This is a genomic window from Rhizobium sp. 0TCS1.26 (assembly GCF_050455525.1).
Classification (GTDB): Bacteria; Pseudomonadota; Alphaproteobacteria; order Rhizobiales; family Rhizobiaceae; genus Neorhizobium.
This window is the reverse complement of sequence record NZ_JBCIYV010000001.1, coordinates 335944-355947: the sequence shown is the minus strand read 5'-3', so window position 1 is coordinate 355947 and position 20004 is coordinate 335944. Positions and strand designations below refer to the sequence as shown.

Annotated in this window: 13 protein-coding genes; 9 read left to right on the top strand and 4 right to left on the bottom strand. The window is 66.3% G+C overall.

Translation table 11 applies throughout. The features are described 5' to 3' along the window. The first annotated feature begins 35 nt into the window (after positions 1-35). Together AAIH46_RS01740 and bluB are read left to right on the top strand one after the other, a co-directional pair. Positions 36-866 carry a TolB family protein gene (locus tag AAIH46_RS01740; protein ID WP_430303793.1) on the top strand — a complete coding sequence of 277 codons (831 nt, stop codon included), beginning with the start codon at positions 36-38 and terminating at the stop codon, positions 864-866. Beyond that, positions 863-1582 carry a 5,6-dimethylbenzimidazole synthase gene (bluB, locus tag AAIH46_RS01735; protein WP_430303792.1) on the top strand — a complete coding sequence of 240 codons (720 nt, stop codon included), beginning with the start codon at positions 863-865 and terminating at the stop codon, positions 1580-1582. The genes AAIH46_RS01740 and bluB overlap by 4 nt, the downstream gene beginning before the upstream one ends. Positions 1583-1594: 12 nt before the next feature. Here bluB and AAIH46_RS01730 read toward each other — a convergent pair whose 3' ends face one another. Together AAIH46_RS01730 and AAIH46_RS01725 are read right to left on the bottom strand one after the other, a co-directional pair. Beyond that, entirely contained in the window at positions 1595-2290 is a 696-nt protein-coding gene (locus AAIH46_RS01730; protein WP_430303791.1) for a hypothetical protein, read from the bottom strand. Between the two features lie 114 nt (positions 2291-2404). Continuing rightward, positions 2405-4735: an NADP-dependent malic enzyme gene (locus AAIH46_RS01725; protein WP_430303790.1), complete on the bottom strand. Its 2331-nt coding sequence runs from the start codon at positions 4733-4735 to the stop codon at positions 2405-2407. A 187-nt stretch (positions 4736-4922) separates the two neighbouring features. Here AAIH46_RS01725 and AAIH46_RS01720 point away from each other — a divergent pair, with 187 nt between their 5' ends. Both AAIH46_RS01720 and AAIH46_RS01715 read left to right on the top strand, forming a co-directional pair. Beyond that, positions 4923-5774 carry a UDP-2,3-diacylglucosamine diphosphatase gene (locus AAIH46_RS01720; RefSeq protein WP_430304960.1) on the top strand — a complete coding sequence of 284 codons (852 nt, stop codon included), beginning with the start codon at positions 4923-4925 and terminating at the stop codon, positions 5772-5774. 123 nt (positions 5775-5897) lie between these two features. Beyond that, complete coding sequence (locus tag AAIH46_RS01715; protein ID WP_430303789.1) at positions 5898-7079, top strand: MFS transporter; 1182 nt, start codon at positions 5898-5900, stop codon at positions 7077-7079. Here AAIH46_RS01715 and dgcA read toward each other — a convergent pair. Beyond that, entirely contained in the window at positions 7049-8032 is a 984-nt protein-coding gene (gene dgcA / locus AAIH46_RS01710; protein WP_430303788.1) for an N-acetyl-D-Glu racemase DgcA, read from the bottom strand. The genes AAIH46_RS01715 and dgcA overlap by 31 nt on opposite strands. 93 nt (positions 8033-8125) lie before the next feature. On the opposite strand from dgcA, the gene AAIH46_RS01705 reads away from it, so the two are divergent. From AAIH46_RS01705 to AAIH46_RS01685, 5 genes are all read left to right on the top strand, one after another. Next, positions 8126-9307: an ABC transporter permease gene (locus AAIH46_RS01705; RefSeq protein ID WP_430303787.1), complete on the top strand. Its 1182-nt coding sequence runs from the start codon at positions 8126-8128 to the stop codon at positions 9305-9307. Positions 9308-9314: 7 nt separating this feature from the next. Further along, positions 9315-10154, top strand: a complete 840-nt coding sequence (locus AAIH46_RS01700; RefSeq protein ID WP_430303786.1) for an ABC transporter ATP-binding protein — start codon at positions 9315-9317, stop codon at positions 10152-10154. 6 nt (positions 10155-10160) lie between these two features. Next, on the top strand, positions 10161-11531 hold the full coding sequence (locus AAIH46_RS01695) for an MlaD family protein (RefSeq protein ID WP_430303785.1): 1371 nt from the start codon (positions 10161-10163) through the stop codon (positions 11529-11531). Between the two features lie 38 nt (positions 11532-11569). Beyond that, the gene (locus AAIH46_RS01690) at positions 11570-12166 is read left to right on the top strand and encodes an ABC-type transport auxiliary lipoprotein family protein (protein WP_430304959.1); all 597 of its coding nucleotides are present in this window, start codon (positions 11570-11572) and stop codon (positions 12164-12166) included. A 123-nt stretch (positions 12167-12289) separates the two neighbouring features. Further along, a complete protein-coding gene (locus AAIH46_RS01685) occupies positions 12290-12808 on the top strand; it encodes a nucleoside kinase (RefSeq protein ID WP_430303784.1) in 519 nt (172 codons plus the stop codon). Between the two features lie 152 nt (positions 12809-12960). Here AAIH46_RS01685 and AAIH46_RS01680 read toward each other — a convergent pair whose 3' ends face one another. Next, complete coding sequence (locus AAIH46_RS01680) at positions 12961-19944, bottom strand: hypothetical protein (protein WP_430303783.1); 6984 nt, start codon at positions 19942-19944, stop codon at positions 12961-12963. Positions 19945-20004 lie beyond the last annotated feature (60 nt).

Here is a 20004-nt window from a genome sequence, read left to right as displayed (position 1 = left end):
AGATCGACCCAGCGCACCGTGTCGGAAGGAAAGACATGCGCAGTTCCATCGAGATCTTTGATCTGAAGAGCCGGTCCTCGCGCGTGGTATGGCAGACGGATGCGCTGTTCGAGGCTCCCAACTGGTCGCCGGACGGCCGCTTCCTGATGCTCAACAGCGAGGGACGCATGGTCCGGCTGGCGGTGGAGGGCGGCGCGCAGCCGGAGCCGGTGGACACCGGGTTCGCCATCCAGTGCAACAACGACCATGGCATTTCGCCGGACGGCCGCCATCTGGCGATCTCCGACAAGTGCCAGTTCGGCAAGTCGGCGATCTATATCCTGCCGATCGACGGCGGCACGCCGAAGCTGGTGACGGAGAACCTGCCGAGCTACTGGCATGGCTGGTCGCCCGATGGCGGCCGCTTCACCTATTGCGGCATCCGCGACGATCTCTTCGACATCTATACGATCGCGACCGACGGCACGGACGAACGGCGCCTGACGCAGGGCGAGGGCCGCAATGACGGGCCGGATTATTCGCCCGACGGCCGATGGATCTACTTTAACTCCAGCCGCACCGGCCGCATGCAGATCTGGCGCGTGCCGGCAGATGGCGGGGCGGCCGAGCGGATCAGCCACAGCGACGACGGCGACTGGTTTCCGCATCCCTCGCCGGACGGCGGCAAGGTGATCTTCCTCGCCTATGACGGAGCCGTCTTCGATCACCCGCGCGACCTCGACGTGTCGATCCGGATGATGGATCCGGACGGCGGCAACGTCGAGACGCTGCTGTCGCTGTTCGGCGGCCAGGGAACGATGAACTCGCCGAACTGGGCACCGGACGGGTCAGCCTTCGCCTTCGTCCGCTACAGTCCTCAACGATGACCGGCGTAGAGCCCGGTGACGCTCCCGAACCCTGCGAAGATCCGCGGCCGGCGCCCGCCGGTGCCTTCGATGAGGCGGCGCGTGCGGCCGTCTACCACGCCATCCATTCGCGCCGCGACGTGCGCGACCAGTTCCGCGCCGAGCCTCTACCGGACGACCTGCTGCGGCGGCTGCTGGAGGCCGCGCATGCGGCACCCTCGGTCGGCTTCATGCAGCCGTGGAGTTTCATCGTCATCCGCGATGCGGGCGTGAAGGAGAAGGCCTGGCAGGCGTTCTCGCGTGCCAATGAAGAGGCGGCGGGTCTGTTCGCCGACGAGCAGCAGGCGCTCTACCGCAGCCTGAAGCTCGAGGGCATCCGCAAGGCGCCGGTATCGATCTGCATCACCTGCGATCCGGACCGCGCCGGCCCCGTGGTGTTGGGACGCACGCACAACCCGCGCATGGACGTCTATTCGACCGTCTGCGCGGTGCAGAACCTCTGGCTGGCAGCCCGCGCCGAAGGCGTGGGCGTCGGCTGGGTGAGCATCTTTCGCGACGAGGACGTGCGGCAGATCCTCGACATTCCGGAGCGGGTGGAGATCGTCGCCTGGCTCTGCGTCGGCTATGTCGACGCGCTCTACGAGGCGCCCGAGCTGGCGCTGAAAGGCTGGCGGCAGCGGCTCGATCTCGATGCGCTGATCTTCGAGGACGGATGGGGGAAGCCTGCCGGGCGCTAGCGGCGGCGCCGGCTATTCCTGCAGCTGACGCGGTGCCTGCTTCGGGCTTGCCAGATCGATATTCTGGTCGTCCGGGAAGAACTGCGGGCCGACTGTGCGGATCGGCTTTGTCGGATCGTAGTCGCGCTCCGGCATGATTGGCGAGGCATCCTGAACCGAAAGCTGAGACTGGGTGCCCAGCCGGGTGATCGAGCTGTCGCGATTGCTGCCGACGCTCGGCGCCACGGTTGCTTCCTCGGCCCCGAGCGAGGCCGGAATGGCGACCGGGTCCTGTTCTCCGCAACGAAGCTTGCGCATCTCTTCGCGCACCGCTGCCTCGTCACGGCCGAGCGACTGGACGACCTTCTGCGGCGCCTGCCGGCGGGCAAGGATCTGGCGGCGGTTATCTTCCATGGATGCGAGGTTGGCGGCGTAGTCGCTGCAGTCGCCTTCAGCCGGCGTCTCTCCGGCGCCGGACGATCCGCCGAGCCTGACGATGCTGCCATTGCCGCAGCCCATCTCCTGCATCTCCATGCGCAGCCTGCGGATCTCCCGGTTCTGCCGGTTGAGCGTCGTGGCATAGACATTGGCGCCGCTGGTGCTGCCGATGACCTGGGTGGTGCCGGCGATCTCCTGGCCAAGTTCCAGACAGCGGGAGGCAGTATCGGCGGCAAACGACGAGGCGGGGATCAGCAGAACGAGAGCGGGGAGGAGAAACGTGCGGGGCATCGGGGTTCCGTCATCTGGCATTGGCGGCCGGACGCCTAGCTCGCCGACCGTCGTGGTCTGCCAGTCTGGGGCGTCCGGGTTGACAATGTCATAAGCCCGCTGCTGTTCCGTCGCTCAGGCGCCGACGACGGAAAAATCTGCGTGCGAGGCTTCGACGACGGCAAGTGCCGCCATGTTGACGACGCCGCGCGAGGTAACCGAGGTCGACAGGATGTGGGCCGGCTGTGCTGCGCCGAGAAGGATCGGCCCGACATGCAGGGCGTCCATCATCGTGCGGGCAATGCCGAGCGAGATGTTGGCGGCATCGAGGTTCGGGAACACCAGCAGATTGGCCTCGCCGGACAGGCTGCTGTCGGGCATGGCCCGCTTGCGCAGGTGTTCCGAGAGCGCCGAGCCGGCCTGCATCTCGCCGTCGACTTCGAGTTCAGGCGCCCGCTGGCGCACCAGTTCGAGGGCCGCCCGCATCTTGGTGGCGCTTTCCGAATTGCGCGAGCCGAAGTTCGAATGGCAGATCAGCGCCGCCTTCGGTGTGATGCCGAAGCGTCGGATTTCCTGCGCCGCCAGCACCGTGATCTCGGCGATCTCGGCATGCGTCGGATTGTAGTTGACGAAGGTGTCGGTGAAGAAGACCGGACCCTTCTGGGTGATCAGCAGGCTGAGGCTGGAAAACGCGCAGACGCCGGAGCGCATGCCGATGATCTGGCGGACATCCTTCAGGTGACGATCGAAGCGGCCTTCGACGCCGCAGATCAGCGCGTCGGCATCGCCGCGCTTGACGGCGAGGGCGCCGATCACCGTGGAATTGGTGCGCACGATGGTGCGGGCGGCTTCCGGGTTGATGCCGGCGCGGCCGACCAGCGCCGAGTATTCATCGACGTAGTCGCGGTAGCGCGGATCGTCTTCCGGGTTGATGACGGCAAAATCGGTGTTCGGCCGGATGCGGATGCCGAACCGCTTGAGGCGGGCCTCGATGACCGACGGACGGCCGATGAGGATCGGGACGCCGGTCTTTTCCTCGAGCAGAACCTGGGCGGCGCGCAGCACGCGCTCGTCCTCGCCCTCGGCGAAGATGACGCGCTTCTTCTCGGCGATCTTGGCGCTGGTGAAGATCGGCTTCATGACGAAGCCGGAGCGCCAGACGAAGCGGCTCAGCTGGTCGAGGTACTGATCGAAGTCGGCAATCGGACGGGTGGCGACGCCGGTCTCGGCGGCGGCCCGGGCAACGGCCGGCGCGATGCGCAGGATGAGGCGCGGATCGAAGGGCGAGGGGATCAGGTAGTTGGGTCCGAAGATCGGCGTCTCGTCCGAATAGGCGCGGGCGGCGACGTCGGAGACCTCTTCGCGGGCAAGGCCTGCGATCGCCTTGACGGCGGCCATCTTCATCTCTTCGTTGATGGTCGTTGCGCCGCAATCGAGCGCACCGCGGAAGATGTAGGGGAAGCAGAGGACGTTGTTGACCTGGTTGGGGAAATCGGACCGGCCGGTGCAGATCATCGCATCCGGGCGGGCGGCGCGGGCAAGCTCCGGCATGATTTCCGGCGTCGGGTTGGCAAGCGCCATGATCAGCGGCTTCTCGGCCATCTGCACCAGCAGTTCCTGCTTCAGGACGCCCGCCGCCGACAGGCCGAGGAAGACGTCGGCGCCGCCGATCGATTCGGCCAGCACGCGCTTGTCGCTCTTCTGGGCGTAGATTTCCTTCCACGGATCCATCAGCACGTTGCGGCCCTCATAGACCAGGCCTTCGATGTCGTGGACCCAGATGTTTTCCCGGCGCGCGCCGAGGAGCACCAGAAGGTTGATGCAGGCAAGCGCTGCGGCGCCGGCGCCCGAGGTGACGATCTTGACGTCCTCGATCTTCTTGCCCGCAAGTTCCAGCCCGTTGAGGATGGCGGCGGCGACGATGATCGCGGTGCCGTGCTGGTCGTCGTGGAAGACCGGGATGTTCATGCGCTCGCGCAGCTGGCGCTCGACCTCGAAACATTCCGGCGCCTTGATGTCCTCAAGGTTGATGCCGCCGAAGGTCGGCTCGAGGGCGGCCACCGTCGACACCATGGCATCGACGCTCTCGGCGGCGATCTCGATGTCGAAGACGTCGATGGCAGCGAACTTCTTGAACAGGACGGCCTTGCCCTCCATCACCGGCTTTGAGGCGAGCGGGCCGATATTGCCGAGACCGAGAACGGCCGAACCGTTGGAAACGACGGCCACGAGATTGGCGCGCGCCGTGTATTCGGCCGCCATTTCCGGGTTGTCGCGAATGGCAAGACAGGGGGCTGCGACGCCCGGCGAATAGGCGAGCGCCAGGTCGCGCTGGTTGCCGAGCGGCTTGGTCGCCTGGATCTCCAGCTTGCCGGGTCGCGGATAGCGATGGAAGAACAGCGCCTGTTCCTCAAGGTCCGCGGTTGCGGTCTGCTTGTCCGAAAGAGCCTTAGCTTGCTCGTCCATCGCCGTATCCTTTCTGGTCGTCTTTTGTCACCGGTCTCTTACAGCAAACTTTCGGCCGGAACAGTAGCCAATTTTCGCCTCGCGCGCCCGGCGGTACCGCTGTCCGGCGCCAGACAGTCCTCGTCCGCGGAGCGGTCGATCCGGGCGGCTGTCATCTTCCTGATAAACGAGTCTGATCTTGAACGGCCTGAAGGGACTGCACGACGAAAGGGCGGGAACCGTGGTTCAGACAGTGGAAACCAGACATTTCAGGACTCTCTTCATTTCCGACATCCATCTGGGATCGAAGGCGGCGAAGACGGACTTCCTGCTCGACTTCCTGCGTCATCACGAGGCGCAGACGCTCGTGCTGGTCGGCGACATTGTCGACGGATGGCGACTGAAGCGCAGCTGGTACTGGCCGCAGGGCTGCAACGACGTCATCCAGAAGCTGCTGCGCAAGGCCCGCAAGGGAACCCGCATCATCTACGTTCCCGGCAATCACGACGAGTTCCTGCGGTCGTTCCCCGGCGTGCACTTCGGCGGCATCGAGGTGGCGGAACGGCTGATCCACGAAGCGGCCGACGGCAAGAAGTATCTCGTCCTGCACGGCGACGAATTCGACGTGGTGGTGCGCAACATCCGGCTTCTCGCCTATCTCGGCGACTGGGCCTATGACGCGGCGATCGTCATCAACGGCCTGCTGGCGATCGTCCGGCGGCGGCTCAACATGCCCTACTGGTCGTTCTCCGCCTGGGCCAAGCTGCAGGTGAAGCAGGCGGTCAACTTCATCGGCGAATTCCAGAAGGTGGTCGCCGAGGAAGCCCGCCGCAACCATGTCGACGGGGTGATCTGCGGCCACATCCACCATGCTGTCATGGAAGACATCGACGGCATCCGCTACATCAACACCGGCGACTGGGTGGAAAGCTGCACGGCGATCGCCGAGCACATGGATGGCCGATTCGAGCTGATCTCCTGGCAGCGGGCCGACGAGGGCGCCGAAGTGACGTCGCTGCCGGTCGCCGCCAAGGTCCTGGCGGACGCGCGGGCCGCCTGACGGGTCGAGTTCACCGGCGGGAGCAGAGGCGACAGGCGGGGCGGGTGCCGCAAAGCCTATAGGCAGGTGCGCGGCGCTGGTGTATGCGTCGCTGATCATTCGCCTTCTGATTTCGGAGCCTGCGTGGCCCAATCCAGCCTGCCGGTGCCGTCCCTGTTTGCCACGCGCTGCGCGCTCGCCTACGCGGCGGCGCTCGGCGTCAACGGCGTGCTCCTGCCGTTCTTCCCGGTCTGGCTGAAATCCCTGTCGCTCGATGATTTCCAGATCGGCATCATCCTCACCGTGCCCATCGTGCTGCGCGTACTGTCGGCGCCGATCGCCGGGATGCTGGCCGACCGGCTGCCGGAACGCGCCCGGGTGCTGGTATTTTCCGCCGCGCTGTCGCTCGTCTCGGCCCTGGCGCTGACACTGGCGGACGGCTTCTGGATGGTGCTGCTGGTGTTCAGCCTGCAGGGCGCGGCGTTTGCGCCGTTCACGCCGGTGCTCGAATCGATCACCGTCACCGGCGTGCGCCGCTGGGGCTACCGCTACGGCTCGATCCGCGTCTGGGGTTCGATCGGCTTCGTCGCCATGTCGCTGATCGCCGGGGAGGCGATGGCACGCTCATCCGGCTCGGTGGTTCCGTGGGCGGCCAGCGCCGCCTTCCTGCTGACGCTGATTGCGGCGTTCGGCGTGCCGCGGCTGGGACGGGCGAACGGTTCTTCAGAGCCTGGCCCACGACAGTCTGCCGACAGCGGGTTGGGCGGGCGGCTGACGCTGCTGATGATCGGCTGCACGCTCGTCCAGTCGACGCACGGCATGTATTACGGCTTTTCCGCCATCCACTGGCAGGCGATGGGCTTCGGCGGCACCGAAATCGGCTTCCTGTGGTCGGCGGGCGTGCTGGCGGAAATCCTGTTCTTCTTCCTCTCCGGCCGCATCGCCCGGCGGATTTCGCCGAATGCGCTCATCCTGTTCGGCTCGGCGGCGGCGGTCCTGCGCTGGTGCCTGTTCGTGCTGCCGCTCGACTTCTGGCCGGCACTGCTGCTCCAGTGCAGCCACGCGTTCAGTTTCGCCTTCCTGCATTTCGGCATCCAGCAGAAGATCGTCGAGCAGGTGCATGAGAGCCGCGAATCATCGGTGCAGGGCACCTATTTCTTCTATAGCGGCGCCTTCCTGGCGGCCTCGACCTTCCTGTCCGGCGCGCTCTACCGCGAATTCGGCCAGCCGGCCTATCTGGCAATGGCGGCGGTGGCGGCGATCGGCCTGTGGCTCAACACCCGCGCCGCCCGGCCTCAGCCCCAGAGCATGGGCTCGGGCGGGTAGACGAGCGACCCCTCGAATCGCAGCCCGGGCTCGCGGTCGCGCGCCAGGAGCAGCGGCCCGTCCAGATCGGCATAGGCGCAGCCCTGGGCCAGAAGCACGGCGGGTGCCATCGACAGCGAGGTGGCAAGCATGCAGCCGACCATCACCGAAAAACCGAGCCGGTCTGCCTCCGCCTTCATCCGCAGCGCCTCGGTGAGCCCGCCGGTCTTGTCGAGCTTGATGTTGACGGCGTCGTAGCGGTCGCGCAGGCTTTCGAGATCCTCGGTCGCATGGACGCTCTCGTCGGCGCAGACCCGCACCAGGCGAGGCATGGCTGCAAGCGCTGCGTCACGGCCGGCCGGCAGCGGCTGCTCGACGAGCGCTATCCCCGCCTCGGCGCAGATCGCCAAGTACCGGGCGAGGTTGTCGTCGGTCCAGCCTTCGTTGGCATCGAGGATGATCGTCGCCTCGGGCGCCGCCCGCCGGACCGCGAGGATGCGCTCCTCGTCGTCCTGCGTGCCGACCTTGACCTTCAGCAGCGGCCGCCGGGCATTTTCGGCTGCCTGCTCCGCCATCGCCTCGGGCGTGCCGAGCGAAATCGTGAAGGCGGTGACCAGCGGCTCGCGGATCGGCGATCCGGTCAGTGCCGCGACGGTGGATCCGGCCCGCTTGGCCTCGAGATCCCAGAGCGCGCAGTCGACCGCGTTGCGCGCCGCACCGGCCGGCATCAGCGTCTGCAGGCCGGCGCGATCGAGGCCATCCGCCACGGCCCGGGCCAGCTTCTCGACGTCGGCCGCGACGCCTTCGACGGTCTCGCCGTAGCGGGCATAGGGCACGCATTCGCCACGCCCGACGATGCCATCCTCCTCGATCGTGCAGACGACCACATGCGCCTCGGTCTTCGAACCGCGCGAGATCGTGAAGGTGCCGGCGATCGGGAATGTTTCCGTTGTGGCTTTGAGGTGACGGGGCATCGAATTCCTTTCGCTCCGCATGGCAATTCACCGGCGGGAGTTTATATTGGCGGTCTCATCGGTAGCATCAACCGGACGTTTGAGCAGCAACATATGCATGGCAACCCGAAGCCGGCCGATGACAGGCCCGCAACATTCGAGACGGCAGGATCCGCCGACACCGCAGGATCCGTCGACGGAGCCGAGCGGGTAGTGCTTGCTGGCGATTGGCGCAACCGCGGCATCGGCCATGTGCTGAGCGATCTCACGGCGTTCGAGGCGCGCGGTGGCTCCGGGCCGCTGCAGATCGACGTCTCCGGCATCGACATGGTCGATACGGCCGGCGCCTGGCTGATCCGCCGCCTCATCCTGCGCCAGCAGGCAGCCGGCCGCGACGTCGAGCTGGCCGGTGCCGGGCAGACGCTCTCAGACCTCATCGATGCGATGCCTACCGAGGAACCGGCTGGTTCCGGCAAGACTGCCGATGGCCGCTCGCTGTTTACGAGGATATTCGAGCCGCCGGGCCGGGCGATCAGCGGCTTCGTCGGCGATACGGTCGCCGGCATGCACATTCTCGGCTCCGCCGTCGGCGGCGCACAGCTGAAATTCGGCCGCGGCGCCGGCGTCTCTCCCGCCTCCGTGGTTACCCATATCGACCGCATGGGCGTCCAGGCGGTGCCGATCATCGTGCTGATGTCGTTCCTGATCGGCGCCATCATCGCCCAGCAGGGCGCCTTCCAGCTTCGCTATTTCGGCGCCGAACTGTTCGTCGTCGACCTCGTCGGCATCCTGCAGCTGCGCGAGATCGGCGTGCTGCTGACGGCGATCATGATCGCCGGCCGCTCGGGCAGCGCCATTACCGCCGAAATCGGCTCGATGAAGATGCGCGAAGAGATCGACGCCCTGACGGTGATCGGTCTCAATCCGGTCGGCGTGCTGATCTTCCCGCGGCTGGTGGCGCTGACGATTGCGCTTCCGCTGCTGACCATCGTTGCCAACTTCTCCGCCCTCTACGGTGCGGCGGTGATCACCTGGGCCTATTCCGGCATCACCTTCCAGACCTTCCTGTCGCGCCTGCACGAGGCGGTCGACTATTCGTCGGTGGCATCGGGCATGATCAAGGCGCCATTCATGGCGCTCGCCATCGGCATCGTTTCGGCTGTAGAGGGTATGAAGGTGGGCGGTAGCGCCGAATCGCTCGGCCAGCACGTCACGGCCTCGGTGGTGAAGTCGATCTTCGTGGTCATCCTCATGGATGCGCTGTTTGCCATCTTCTACTCCGCGATCGACTTCTAGGGAGCCCATGGCAATTCAGGAAACAGACACTGCGACCGAGGAGCATCCGGACGATGACCGGATCATCCTGTCGGTGCGCGACCTGACGGTGTCGTTCGGCTCGAACACGGTCCTCGACCGGCTGAACCTCGACATCTACCGGGGCGAGATCCTCGGCTTCGTCGGCGCGTCCGGCACCGGCAAGTCGGTGCTGATGCGTACGGTGCTGAGGCTTCTGCCGCACGGTTCCGGCTCGATCCGCATTCTCGGCGTCGATTACGAGAACGCCGACGAGAAGGAGCGCATGCGGCTCGACATGCAGCTGGGCGTGCTGTTTCAGCACGGCGCGCTGTTTTCGGCCCTGACGGTGAAGGAAAACATCCAGCTGCCGATGCGCGAATATCTCGACCTGCCGCAGTCGCTGATGGACGAGCTGGCCTACCTGAAGATCGAAATGGTGGGACTTGCCCCGGATGCCGCCGACAAGTATCCGTCCGAACTCTCCGGCGGCATGATCAAGCGCGCGGCGCTCGCCCGGGCGCTGGCGCTCGACCCGGCGCTGGTGTTCCTCGACGAGCCGACATCGGGCCTCGATCCGATCGGCGCTGCCGAATTCGACATGCTGATTGCCAGGCTGCGCGATACGCTCGGCCTGACCGTCTACATGGTCACACACGACCTCGACAGCCTGTTCTCGGTCTGCGACCGGATCGCCGTGTTGGGGCAGAAACGCGTGTTGGTGGAAGGGACGCTGGACGATATGCTCGCCTGCGACGATGCCTGGGTCCAATCCTACTTCCACGGAAAACGGGCGCGTTCGATCGTCAGCGACGACGACAGCGCGAACGGCGCAAGGCCAGGAAAGTAAAGAGCCATGGAAACCAAAGCCAATTACGCCATCGTCGGCTTCTTCACGATCCTTGTCGTGCTGGCGGCCTTCGGCTTCGTCTACTGGATGGCGCAGTTCGGCCGCAGCGGCCCGATGGCGGAGCTGGCGATCCGCATTCCGGGATCCGCCAACGGCCTGTCGGTCGGCTCGCCCGTGCGCTTCAACGGTATTGCCGTCGGCTCGGTGCGCAACCTGACCATCGACCCCGACGACCCCAACTTCTCGATCGCCTTCACCGAGGTGCAGACGACGGCACCGGTCTATCCCTCGACCAAGGCCGTGCTGGAAGTGCAGGGCCTGACGGGTGCTGCCTATATCGAGCTCTCCGGCGGCAACAAGGGCGAGGAGAACATGCTGAACAAGGCCGAGGAAACCGGCCGCCCGGCGGTGCTGCTGGCCGACCAGTCGAGCGTCACCAACCTGCTGGCGACCGCCGACAAGATCCTGCAGCGCGCCGATGACGCGATCGGCCAGATCCAGGGCTTCGTCACCGACGCGCGCGGACCGCTGACCCGGACGATCGAGCATGCCGAGACCTTTACCGCCGCTCTCAGCGAAAACTCCGGCGCCATCGACGAATTCCTGCGCAGCCTTTCGGCGCTGTCGGGCACCTTCAACACCGTCTCCGTGCGTCTCGATTCGACGCTCGAGGCGGTTGACGGCCTGGTGCGCGCGGTCGACGCGAAGAAGATCAACAACATCATCTCGAATGCCGAGAAGGTGACCGGCGACATCGCCCAGTCGACCGACCAGATCGGCGACATCATGTCGGAGGTGCGCGACGCCGCGAGCGGCTTCAACCAGGCGAGCACCGAGGCACAGAGCGTGCTGCGGCGTGCCGATGCACTGCTGGCCGCCGTCGACGCCAACAAGGTGAATACCGCCGTCAACGACATCACCCAGGCCTCGGCCGATGCCCGCGGCGCGATTGCCTCGGCACGCGAGGTGGTGGATGGGGTGGCCGATCGCCGCGACGAGATCAACGACGCGATCCGCGACTTCACGGAGCTGGCGCAGAAGCTCAACCAGGCCTCGACGCGGGTCGACGGCATCCTCGCCAAGGTCGACAACATGGTCAGCGGCTCGGATTCGCAGGGCCTGTTCGCCGAAGCGCAGAAGACGCTCGAATCGATCCGGGCAACGGCCGACAATCTCAACAACCGCATCGGGCCGATCGCCGACAACCTGACGCGCTTCTCCGGCACCGGCCTGCGCGACGTGCAGACGCTGATCACCGATACCCGGCGCACGGTGCAGAGCCTCAACGAGACGATCACCAACTTCGACCAGAACCCGCAGCGCCTGATCTTCGGTGGCGAGACGGTGAAGGAATACGACGGCAGGACACGCCGTTGAAGATCTTGAGCAGGAACACGGGAGAGGCCGGGGCACACATGATGGAAGCCAATGCGATGTCCAAGGCGCTGATTGCGCTGCCGCTGATTGCACTGCTGCTGGCAGGCTGCGGCAGCAAGGCCAACAACGACACGTTCGACCTGTCGATCACGCCGATGGCCAACGCGCCGACGGCCAAGAGCCGGCAGATCCTGGTGACCGAACCGACGGCGTTGAAATCGCTGGACAGCGAGCAGGTGGTGGTGCGCGTCTCGGCCTCCGAGATCCAGTACCTGTCGAAATCGCAGTGGGGCGACCGCCTGCCGCGGATGGTTCAGTCGAAGCTCGTCGAGGCCTTCGAGAACACCGGCAAGCTTGCCGGTGTCGGCAAGCCGGGGCAGGGCCTGGCGATCGACTACCAGGTGGTCACCGACATCCGCGCCTTCGAGGTGGATACCAGCGGCGCCGATGTAGCACATGTGCAGATCTCGGCCAAGATCCTCAACGACCGCAACGGCACGGTGCGGGCGCAGCGGGTGTTCGAGGCGAGCGTTCCGGTGCGCGGCGCCGACAATGCCCAGTTTGTCGCGGCGATCAACCGGGCGTTTGCCCAGGTGGGCGCGGAAATCGTCGACTGGACGCTGCGGTCGATCTGATCGGCGGGCTTGAGGCAAGCATTTTTGAAGGCCGGCGTTCGATGAGAACGCCGGCCTTCTTGCGAGCGGGATGCGCTTCCATGCGCATTCCCGACGGCGCACCGCCGAACGGAGAAAACGACGATGGGCATCCGCAACATTCTCATCGAGGGCGGCTCGGGAAGCGGCAAGACCACGGTCGCCATCGAACTGGAGCGCCTTGGCCATCACGTCGTCCATGGCGATCGTACTCTCGCCTACCAAGGCGATCCGGCGACGGGGCAACGGCTCGATCCCTTGGTCGTCGAGCATCATCGCCACGACCCCTCCTTCATCTCGCGGCATCACATCTGGGACATCGAGGCCGTGAAGGCCCTTGTTACCGACCCTACCCATCGGCAAACCTTCTTCTGCGGCGGTTCGCGCAATTGGTCCCGGTTCATTGATCTGTTCGACGCAGTCCTCGTGCTCGACATCGACCGCGAGACGCTGGAGCGTCGTCTGGACGGCCGACCGAACGAATGGGGTTCGGAGCCATCGGAACGCGCCCTGATCCTTCACCAGCACACGACACGCGCCGATCTTCCAGCACAGGCAATCAGCATCGATGCCAACCGGCCGGTCAGCGCCGTCGTCCAGGAGATTCTTGCCCGCTGCGAATAACCGAGGCTAGAGCGTCGTCGTCGCCGCCGGACGACCTTCAGCCACGTTTTGCTGACAGGCGAGATACGAACCCTGATCATTGCAGCCAATGAAAAAGCCGCCGGATGATCCTCCGGCGGCTTTTCGATGTCGATGCCTTATGACTTTGCCGATCAGCTGAAGCGGCCCGCGGCATGTGCCAGCATCGTATAGACCTTGCCGGTATCGGAGGTCAGGTAGCTTTGCGTGACGCTGCGGTCGCGATCGGTGCGGGCAACATCGGCAAGCAGTTTTTCGAAGTCGGCGATGTAGCGGTCGACGGCGGTGCGGAATTCCGGCTCGCGCTGGTACTTCCGCTGGATGTCGTCGAAGGTCTGCTGGCCCTTCAGCGTGTAGAGGCGACGGGTGAACACGTCGCGCTCGCCGCGCTGGTAGCGGCGCCACAGGTCGACCGAGGCATCGTGATCGATGGCGCGGGCGATATCGACCGACAGCGAGTTCAGCGATTCCACCATGTGGCGGGGATTGCGCTGGTCGCCGTTGCGCTGCTGCGGTTCGGCGGCGCGGGCGGCAGGCTGGCGGAGCGCCGCGGTCTCGTCGGCATCCTCACGCGAGGCGCCGCGCAGCAGGTCGCTGATCCAGCCGCCGGTTTCACCACGCTGCGGCGCGGGCTCCGGCTGACGAGGAGCGACCGCCGTCGGGCGATCGACGGGCAGGCTGCCGCGCAGGCCACTGGCGAGCGTTTCGCTGCGTGGCTGTGCCGCTGTCTGCGGTGCCGGCTGCTGGACCGGGCGCTGAGCCGGCTGCTGGGGGGCAGCGATGGTGGCGCGCGGTGCGGCGACGGTTGCTGCCGTCGGCTGCGGACGCACCGGTGCCGGGGCAGGCTGGGCCACCGGTTGCGGCTGTGGCTGCTGGCGCACCGGCGCCGGCTGCGAGACTTCCAGCGACTGGGCGGACTTGCCGACCAGAGCCGAGATATCCTGCAGCGCCTTGATCTGCTCGGAGACGGCGCGGCGCATGGCGGCCGCACTTTCCTTGGCTTCTTCCGGCAGATCGAAGGCGCCGCGCTTCAGTTCGGCGCGGGTGTCGTCGAGTTCGCGACGGATTTCGCCGGCCGAGCGGCGGATCTCGTCGGTGGCGCCGGCGAAGCGCTGCATGGCTTCCTCGACCGACTGGCGGAGCGCCTGGCGCAGTTGTTCGGCGGTGGCATCCGACTTGCCGGCGGCCTCGGCGAGCATCCGCTCGACATCCGTCAGCGAACCGGCAATGCCGCCGCGCATGCGTTCGGCAAACACGCGCGAGCGCGTCTCGGCATCCGACAGGGTGTTCTCGATCGCCTGGGTTGCCTCGGTGCCGGCACCCATCAGCGCGGCGCGCATGCCTTCAGCCGTCTGTTCGGCCTGGTGCTGGGTCTCGGCGAGGTTGCGGTTGATCTCGGCGAACGAGCCCTGCAGGTTCTGCCGCAGGCGCTGGCCGACTTCGGCGCTGCGCTCGTCGACACGCTGGAAGGCGCCATCGACGATGGTCGACAGGTTGCGCATGTTGATCTCGATCTCTTCCGACCGCTTGACGAGGCCGACGGAGAGCGAGCGAAGCGCATCCTGGCGCTCGGTGAGCGTGCTGGCGAGGTTCGACTGGGCAGCGCCCAGCAGTTCCGACGCCTGGTCGAGCACCTTGGTATACTCGTCGAAGCGGCCGACGATGGTGCCGACCTGGGTCAGCGTGTGACCGGAGATGTGGGTCAGGCGGTCGACATTGTTCTCCAGCAGGCGGCTGGAGCTCGACACCATGTCGGCGGCCTGGGTGGTGCGCTCGGTGAAGCGGGCAGCCGTCGCATCGAGCTTTTCATCGGCGGCGGCGAGCTTGTTGGTCGCATCGTCGATGGTAACGCCGATCTCGCGGGCGGCATGCTCGACCAGCGAGGCGATGCCGGTATTGCTGTTTTCCAGCCGGGTGATCAGGTCGTTGACGTTTGCCGCCAGGCTGTGCTCGACGTTGCGCAGCGTGCCAGCGGCCTGCTGGGTGCGGTCGCCGATGGCGGCCAGCGTCTCGTTGGTGCGGTTGGCAATCGCCTCGACGAGCGCGCCGTTTTCCTGGCGCAGGCGCTCGGCGTTGAGATGCGCTGCAGCCACGAGACGTTCGGCGCTCTCGTCGGCAGCCGTCGCCAGACGTTCGGCGGCCGAACGACCGGTTTCGGCATACTGTTCGACCAGCGGCCGGGCCTTCTCGTCGATGAGGCGCGACAGCTCGGCCGAGCGCGAGGCCAGCATCGAGTTGAGGTCGCGCGAGCGGTTGTCGAGGCTGGAGCGGATGGCTTCGCCGCGCGCCTCGAGCGCCTTGTCGACCGCCTCGATGGCGGCATTGATATCGCCCGCGGTTTCGCTGAGCGTGCTGCGCAGGCTGTCGCCGCGGCTGGCGAAGGACTGGTCGAGCGACGACAGGGTAGTGTCGATCGACTGTGCGGTCTCGGAGAGCGAGGAGCGGATGGCATTGCCGCGCTCGTCGAGCGTGCGGCCGGCCTCGTCCAGCGTCCGGGCGATGCCGCCGACCTGGTTCTGCACCAGCGTCTCGGCTTCAGACACCTTGTGCATGATCGAGTTGCCGGCTTCGGAGAAGGCCTGGGCGACCGCGGCAGCCTGACCGGCGAGCCGGTTCTGGGTTTCGCCGATGCGGCCGACGATCTCGTTGGAATGCTCCTCGATCGAGCGGGTGAACTCGGTGTGGCGGTTCGAGATGTCGTCGGAGAACTGCGTTCCGACCTTGGACATGTCTTCCGAGAACTGCGTGCCGACCTTTGACAGCTCCTCGGCGGAGCGCATGGCTTCGCTGTCGAGCTCGCGGGCGGCGGTGCCGACGGCCTCGCGCAGCGAACCGGCGAGGGTGGAGGCGCGGCCTTCGATGGTACGCGAGACGTTGTCGAGACCGATCGAGATGGCGCGGTCCATCGTCGACAGGCGTTCCTCGACGCGGGCGGTGCCGGTCTCGAAGCTCGAGCCGATGCGCTCGGCTGCCTCGGTGCTGATCCGCTGGAACTCGGCAGAGCCCTGTTCGACGGTGCCCGTCAGGCGGTCGATGCTGGAGGTGCTGACGCGCTCGAGATCGCTGGTGCGCTCCTGCAGGCGTTCCGACAGGTCGCGGCCGGCGTCGTCGACGCGCGCAGTGACCGTGTCGATCTGGGTGCGGATCCGCTCTTCCAGGCCGCCGAACGTGCCTTCGATGCGGCGACCCGTTTCGTCGAGCACCGTCGAGACGCCGCCAACGGTCTGTTCGACACGGGTGGAGAAATCGCCGGCGGCCGTAGTGATTTCGCGGGCCGCGTCGCCGAGGCGATCGGCGATCTGGCCGGCGCTGTCGCGCAGGCGGTCGTCGAGATCGCCACCGACGCCGTCGATGATGCCGCGCAGCGATTCCTGCTGCATCTCCAGCGACATTTCCAGCATGCCGGTGCTTGTGGCGATCGTCGTGCCGAGCAGGGTTGCCTGGTCGTTGAGCAGGTCGCCAAGCTGGGTATGAGCCTCGTCGAGGGTGAGCGAGATCATGTCGCGGCGATCGTCGAGCGTCGCGCGCAGCCGTTCATGCGCCGTCTCCAGCGTTTCGGTGACCCGTTCGGCCGTCGACGATGTCAGCTGCGACAGGCGTTCCTCGCTGGTGCCAAGCGCGCCTTCGACACGGCCGATGCCGGTGGCAAGGCTGCTCTCGAACCGCTGGGTGTTCTCCGAGAGCGCCGTCTCGATGCGATCGGCGGCGGTGCCGACCGTGCGATCGATCGTCTCGCTGCCGAAGGAGAGGGTGCGCGACAGTTCTGCAGTACGATCGGCAAGCGAGCGGTCGAGACGCTCCTGGTTCTCGGCATAGGCGGCGCGCAGGGCTTCGCTGCGGCTGCCGAAGCTGCGGGCCAGCTGTTCGTCGGCCTGCTCGACCGTCGACATCAGCGCTGCCGAGCGTTCCTCCATCGCCTGGGCAAAGCGGTCTTCGCTGAGCGCCATGGTGGTGGTGAGCGACATGGCATGGTCGCCAAGCGTCTCGGCGATGCGCTCCGAAGCGCCGGAGACGATCTCGCCGAGTTCATCGACGCGGCGGCCGAGATCACCCTCGATCCGCCCGCCGGTTTCGGCGAGCCGCTGCGACATGGTGTCGATACGGCTGTCCATCAGGCCGGCCAAACGATCCTCGTTCAGCGACAGGGTCGTCGTCAGCGCCATGGCGCGATCGTCGAGTGCATCCGCCAGGCGCTCGCTGGCACCGGCAACGATGTTGCCGAGCGCATCCACACGACGACCGAGATCGGCATCGATGCGTTCATGGCCCTCGGACAGAGCCTGCGACAGGGTGGCGATGCGGGTGTCGATGAGGGCGGTCAGGCGATCTTCGCCCACCGACAGCGTGGTGGTGAGCGCCATGGTGCGGTCGTCGAATGTTTCGCCGATGCGATCCGAAACGCCCGAAACGATGTTGCCAAGGGCGTCGACGCGCGTGCCCAGATCAGCCTCGATGCGATTGTGGCCGTCAGACAGCGCCTGCGACATGGTGTCGATGCGGCTGTCGATGAGGCCGGTCAGGCGATCTTCGCCGACCGACAGTGTGGTGGTGAGCGCCATGGTGCGGTCGTCGAAGGTTTCGCCGATGCGCTCCGAAACGCCGGAAACGATGGTGCCCAGGGCGTCGACGCGGCTGCCGAGATCGGCCTCGATGCGATTGTGGCCGTCGGCAAGCGCCTTCGACATGGTGTCGATGCGGCTGTCCATCAGCCCGGACAGGCGGTCTTCGCCGACCGAAAGCGTGGTGGTGAGCGCCATGGTGCGGTCGTCGAAGGTTTCGCCGATCCGCTCATCGACGCCGGAGACCATCTCGCCGAGATCGGTCATGCGACGGCCAAGGTCCGTCTCGATGCGCTGATGGCCTTCGGACAGCGTCCGCTGCATGCTGTCGATGCGCGTATCGATGAGGTCGGCGAGGCGTTCCGGCGCACCGACGACGGCATTTTCCAGTGCCGAGGTGCGGGCTTCGAGTACCGAGACGAAACGGTCCTGGCTGCCGGCGACGGCATCGACGATGGCGGCCGAGCGGTTGGTGACGGTTTCCTCGAAGCGCGTCTGGCTCTGGTCGAGGGCGCCGGTGAAGCTGCTGGCCTGCTCGGCCATCACGGTGCCGATGCGCTCGTGGGCGTTGGCAACGCTTTCGGTCAGTTCCGCCGTCTGTGCGGCAAGCGCGCCGGCAATCTGGATGCTGCGGTCGTCGAGATCGTCAAGCAGAGCGCGGCTGCGTTCGTCGAGACCGCCGACCAGCGAACGGCTGCGGCTGTCGAAGCCTTCCGTCAGATCGCGGTTGCGGGCATCGAGATCTTCGATAAGGGCGCGGCTGCGGCTGTCGAGACCCTCGTTGAGGCTGCGGTTGCGTTCCTCGAGTTCGGCGGTCAGGCGACGGGTGCGGCTGTCCAGTGCCTCGTCGATCTGGCTGCGGCCGCTTTCAAGCGCCGTCTCGATCAGTTCCTGGCTGGTGCCGAGCGTCGTTGCGAGCGCCAGCGAATGATCGGTCAGTGACGAGCCGATGCGATCGATGCTGGTCGACAGGATGCCCTCGATGGAATCCGAGCCGCCGTTCACCGTCTCGCTGATGCGGGCCAGGCTTTCGGTGAGTTTGGAGCCGAGCGTACCGGCGCGCTGGTCGAAGGCGCTGGTGAAATCGGAGAGGCCGGTGTCGAAGCTGGCGCTGAGCTGGCCAATGGTGCCCTGCAGGCGTTCCTCGAAGAGGCCGGTGCGCAGGTCGAGATCCATGACCGCATCGTCGGCGGCGGACTGCAGGCTCTGGCGGAAGCCGGCGCCCTTGTCGTCGAGCGACCGGTTGAGCGAGCTGAGGACGCTGTCGAGCGAGCCGGTGATGGTGCGCTCGCCGTCGGTCAGCGTCTCGTTGATTTCGCGGGTGCGCGACAGCAGCGTCTCGTTGAGCAGGCGCGTGCGCTCGGACAGCGCGGCGTTGAGCTTGTCGGTGCTGGCATCGAGCGTCGAGGCGCGGGTCTCGAAGTTCTTGAGGATCTCGTTGCCGCGGTTGGCGAGCGTCGAGGTCAGCGTCTCCAGACGGTCGTCGAATTCCAGGGCCAGCGACGAGCCAGAATCGGTGAGCGCCTTCAGCAGCGTGTCGGTCTTTGCAGCGAGCAGCGAGCCGAGGGCTTCGCCGGCGGCATTCGAGCGCTCCGTCAGCACGGCGGCGCGGGTATCGATCATCGAGGCGAAGGCTTCGCCGGTGGTGGCGAGCCGGACGGCGATCTCTTCGGTGGCGAGCGAAAGGTCTTCCTTCAGCTGGTCATGGGCGCCGACGATGGAAGAGCGGATGCGTTCTGCATGATTGACGATGGCGTCGCGCTCGGAGCCGAGCTCGTGAACTAGGCCGCGCACGCGCAGTTCGTTGTCGGCATAGCTGCGCTCGAGCGCGGTTACTTCGGAATGCACCAGCGTCTCAAGCTCGGTTGCCCGGGCGATCGTGCGCTCGATGCCCTCGTTCATTGCAGAGACTTCGCGGCGGACGGCCTGGCCGACCGACATGATGCGTTCGGAGGCAATAGTTTCCGGTTCCGAGAGACGCAGCGCCACTTCTGCCATGGAGCGGGCGGCATTGCGCAGGTCCTGGGCGCGGGCCATCATCACGGCGAAGGCGAAGAACAGCATGATCGGCACGAAGATGCCGATAAGGACGGCGAGCAGGCCGGGCATGGCGAGCAGCGAGGCGACAGACGAAGCCTGCCACAGCTGGCTGCCGTAAAGCAGCTGGGCGAGACCGAGGCCGCAGAGCGCCCAGAGAACCGACACGATGCCGGCATTGCGGAGCGCCGAACGCATGGAGCCGCTTTCCAGCGAGCGGAGGATGGCGGAATTGGCGCGGCGGCCGCTGTCGTTGGCGGGCTCGAAGGTCGGCGATTTCGGCGCGGTGGTTTCGGCAGCCGGCGGACGGGGCGCTTCCGGCGGACGGGTCGGGCGCTGGGGTCTGGCGGTACGCTGGTCTGGCTTCTGTTGCACACGTGCCTCCCGGGGCGCAGCTGCAGGCCTGCCTCGAGACGCCGGCTGCTGCGGCTGCGGCTCGTCGTTGAAGTCGATCTTCAGTGCGTCTTCCAGTGCCTGGAACGCGGTCTCGTCGATCGACTCGCTGTGCGGATTCTTAGCCATGCGGTTACGCCTCGTTACATACTCATCCGGCCAGTCGCTGTTTTCCGCCTTGCCGTCTGC